We start from the raw sequence: 3,466 nt of genomic DNA, 5'->3' as shown, positions 1-3,466 counted from the left end.
AATGCTGGAATCGCGCGACACCAAGATTCGCGAGGCCGAAACCGGCGGCCGCAGCGCCATGATCGGCTAAACCTGCCGAGATCCGGATCGTCAGCATGTCCGCGAGCGCACACCTCGTCGGGCGATAGCTTCCGCACCGCACCCGCCGAATTGCCGCGGAGATCACCGATCTAAGCGGCCCAATCCCCTTCATTTGCGGCAATCGCCCTGGCACGGGCATCCTTGATGTCAGGCGCGTGCTGTTCCGCCCATACCCTGATCTGGGTGAGCAGTCCCGCGAGGTTCTGGCCGAGCTCGGTCAATTCATATTCGACGCGCGGCGGAATGACCGGAAATATCTCGCGCCGCACCAGGCCGTCACGCTCCAGCACCCGCAATGTCTGCGTCAGCATCTTGGGCGTGATGCCTTCGAGCTTGCGGGCAAGCTCGCCATTGCGCAGCCGGCCTTTGCGCAGCGCGCAGACCACTAGGTAGACCCATTTGCTGGCCAGCATCTCSAGCACGGTGTGCGACGCACAAGTCCGCCGGTACGCATCATAGCCGAAGTTGTCTTCACTATCCATGAGGTACCTATATATCAAGAAGGTACATACTGGACAAGAGAATATTACTATCCAAATGATAGCGGCACCAACCAAGCAGGAGACATCCCATGCGTGCCGTTATCCAGAATTCCGTCGGCGGACCCGACGTCCTTGTCATTGCCGACCAGCCCGACCCGACGGCAYAGCCGGGCGAAGTGCTCGTCCGCGTCAAGGCAGCCGGCATCAATCCGGTCGATGGCTCCGTCCGCGCCGGTAATTACAAGTTGCTCGGAGAGCCGCCTTTCATCCTCGGCTGGGATATTTCGGGAACCGTCGAGGCGCTCGGCGCCGGTGTCACCGACTTCAAGGTCGGCGACGAGGTGTTCGGCATGCCGCGCTTCCCCAAGCAGGCGGCCGCTTACGCCGAACTGGTCGCCACGCCCGCCGATGAGATCGCCCTGAAGCCGAAGGCGGCGGACCACATCCAGGCAGGCGCATTGCCGCTGGCCGGCCTGACCGCCTGGCAGGGCCTTGTCCGCCATGGCGGACTGAAATCGGGCCAGCGCGTGCTGATCCATGCCGCGGCCGGCGGCGTCGGCCATCTGGCCGTGCAGATCGCCAAGGCGCGCGGCGCCTATGTCATCGCCACCGCCAGCCCCAACAAGATCGATTTCGTCCGCAAGCTCGGCGCCGACGAGGTCATCGACTACACCCAAGGCGATTTTACCAGCCGCATCAGCGACATCGATCTGGTGCTGGAGCCAATGGGCGGCGAGCACGCCGAACGCTCGCTGAAGGTCCTCAGGAATGGCGGCGTGCTGGTGTCCTTGCTGAACCTGAGCGACACCACCAGGGCGCTGGCCAGCGCACGCGACATCCGGGTCGAGCGCATGTCCGTCGTGCCTGACCGCGAAGGCCTTTTGGAACTTGGCCGATTGATCGACGCGAACAAGCTCACCGTCCACGTGGCAAAGAGCTTCCCGCTCGAAGAGGCCGGTGCCGCCCACGCCTTTCTCGCCACCAAGCCGATCGGCAAAGTGGCGCTGACGGTCTGAGCGCGAAAAGGACTAAAACGAACTTCGAAAAACGCAAAGGGCGCGGAGTGCCGCGCCCTTTGATCATATTCAGGTCCGCCCTAAAGCAATTCCAGGAAAAGTGTGGCGATTTCCCTTGGGAATTGCGTCAAAGCAAAAGCCTAGTGCCGGTATTGCTGGATGCGCGTGGTGCGCAGCCCGGCAAGGCCATATTCGTCGATCGACGCCTGCCAGGACAGGAATTCCTCGGTGGTCAGCTTGTAGCGCTGGCATGCCTCGTCGAGGCTCAAAAGCCCGCCGCGCACCGCCGCGACGACTTCCGCCTTGCGCCGGATAACCCAGCGACGCGTGTTCGTCGGCGGCAGATCGGCAATCGTAAGAGGGCTGCCGTCAGGCCCAATAACATACTTGACTCTAGGTCTAACCAGATCGGTCATCGTACTCTCTACAAAAAACTCAAAGACCCAATCCCCGCCACGTTACCGCCACAGCTTTAAAAATTGCCTAAGCAGACCCTAATGACTAGGTAAGGATCGTGAACGCCGCGTTAGTCTTTTCGCAGGCATTTGAAACATCGCGCTGGAAGCCTTGAATCGGCTGGGAAAAATCCGGCCCATCGCGGATGGCTGGCTTTCCGTCGATCGCCTTGCAAGCTGGCGTCGCCGGAAAGCTTGACCTATATTCTCGACATTGGCATTCAGACGCCGCGCAGAATGAAAGCATCATGAACAGTCTCGACCTTCCCGGACGCCCCGAAAACACCCGCATTGTCGTCGCCATGTCGGGCGGCGTGGATTCGTCCGTGGTCGCCGGCCTGYTSAAGCGCGARGGCTATGATGTCGTCGGCGTCACCTTGCAGCTCTACGATCACGGCGCCGCGACCCACCGGGCCGGTTCATGCTGCGCCGGACAGGACATCGACGATGCCCGCCGCGTCTCCGAGAYGCTCGGCATCCCGCATTACGTGCTCGACTATGAAGAGCGCTTCCGCAAGGCGGTCATCGACCCCTTCGCCGAGAGCTATGTCGCCGGCGAGACCCCGATCCCTTGCGTYTCCTGCAACCAGACGGTCAAGTTCGCCGATCTCCTGGCCACCGCCAAGGAATTKGGCGCCGATGCGCTCGCCACCGGCCACTATATCCGCTCCGGCGCCAATGGCGCCCACCGCGCGCTCTACCGGCCGGTCGATGCTGACCGCGACCAGAGCTATTTCCTGTTCGCCACCACGCAGGCGCAGATCGACTATCTGCGCTTTCCCCTGGGCGGCCTGTCGAAGCCGCAGGTTCGCGCCATCGCCGAGGAGATGGGGCTGACGGTGGCCGCCAAGCAGGACAGCCAGGACATCTGCTTCGTGCCGCAAGGCAAATATTCCGACATCATCGCCAAGCTGAAGCCGACCGCCGCCAATCCGGGCGACATCGTCCACATCGACGGCCGCGTGCTCGGCCGCCATGAGGGCATATTGCGCTACACGATCGGCCAGCGCCGCGGCATCGGCATTGCGTCGGGCGAGCCGCTCTACGTCGTCCATCTCGACGCCGAACGGGCCCGCGTCGTGGTTGGCCCGCGCGAAGCGCTGGAGACGCACAAGATTTTTCTGCGCAACATGAACTGGTTGGGTGACGATGCCCTGGCTGATGTTCCGGCCAGCGGCCTCGAACTGTTCGCCAAGGTCCGCTCGACCCGGCCGCCACGCCCGGCGGTGCTGCGCCACGCGGCAGGCGTGACGTCGGTCGAACTGGCCGACGGCGAGTCCGGTATCGCGCCCGGACAGGCCTGCGTGCTCTATTCCGATGACGGCAACGAAGCCCGCATCTTCGGCGGCGGCTTCATCGAGCGCTCCGAGCGCGGCGCCGAGGCCGAAGCCATGCTGACGAAGCTTGCGGCAAGGCCGGCACAGGTTCCGGC

Annotated in this window: 4 protein-coding genes; 2 read left to right on the top strand and 2 right to left on the bottom strand. The window is 63.1% G+C overall.

Annotated elements, in window-relative coordinates; all coding sequences use genetic code 11:
- Positions 1–170: 170 nt before the first annotated feature.
- Entirely contained in the window at positions 171–563 is a 393-nt protein-coding gene (locus tag AC1DX0_RS33020) for a winged helix-turn-helix transcriptional regulator (protein ID WP_477219859.1), read from the bottom strand.
- An 89-nt stretch (positions 564–652) separates the two neighbouring features.
- On the opposite strand from AC1DX0_RS33020, the gene AC1DX0_RS33015 reads away from it, so the two are divergent.
- A complete protein-coding gene (locus AC1DX0_RS33015; protein WP_477358563.1) occupies positions 653–1,579 on the top strand; it encodes an NADP-dependent oxidoreductase in 927 nt (308 codons plus the stop codon).
- A 140-nt stretch (positions 1,580–1,719) separates the two neighbouring features.
- Here the strand turns inward: AC1DX0_RS33015 and sciP are convergent, their stop codons facing one another.
- Positions 1,720–1,995, bottom strand: a complete 276-nt coding sequence (sciP, locus tag AC1DX0_RS33010; protein ID WP_013529904.1) for a CtrA inhibitor SciP — start codon at positions 1,993–1,995, stop codon at positions 1,720–1,722.
- Between the two features lie 287 nt (positions 1,996–2,282).
- Here sciP and mnmA point away from each other — a divergent pair.
- A partial coding sequence (gene mnmA, locus AC1DX0_RS33005; RefSeq protein WP_477358561.1) for a tRNA 2-thiouridine(34) synthase MnmA occupies positions 2,283–3,466 on the top strand: 1,184 nt, incomplete at its 3' end.

Source organism: Mesorhizobium sp. P3_A9, from assembly GCF_056402975.1.
The sequence above is the reverse complement of the archived record's forward strand: the minus strand, read 5'-3'. Positions and strand labels throughout refer to the sequence as shown.

What these genes read in the sequence shown, in the direction of transcription:
- sciP (WP_013529904.1), bottom strand. Translation starts at nt 1,995, where the DNA reads ATGACCGATCTGGTTAGACCTAGAGTCAAGTATGTTATTGGGCCTGAC.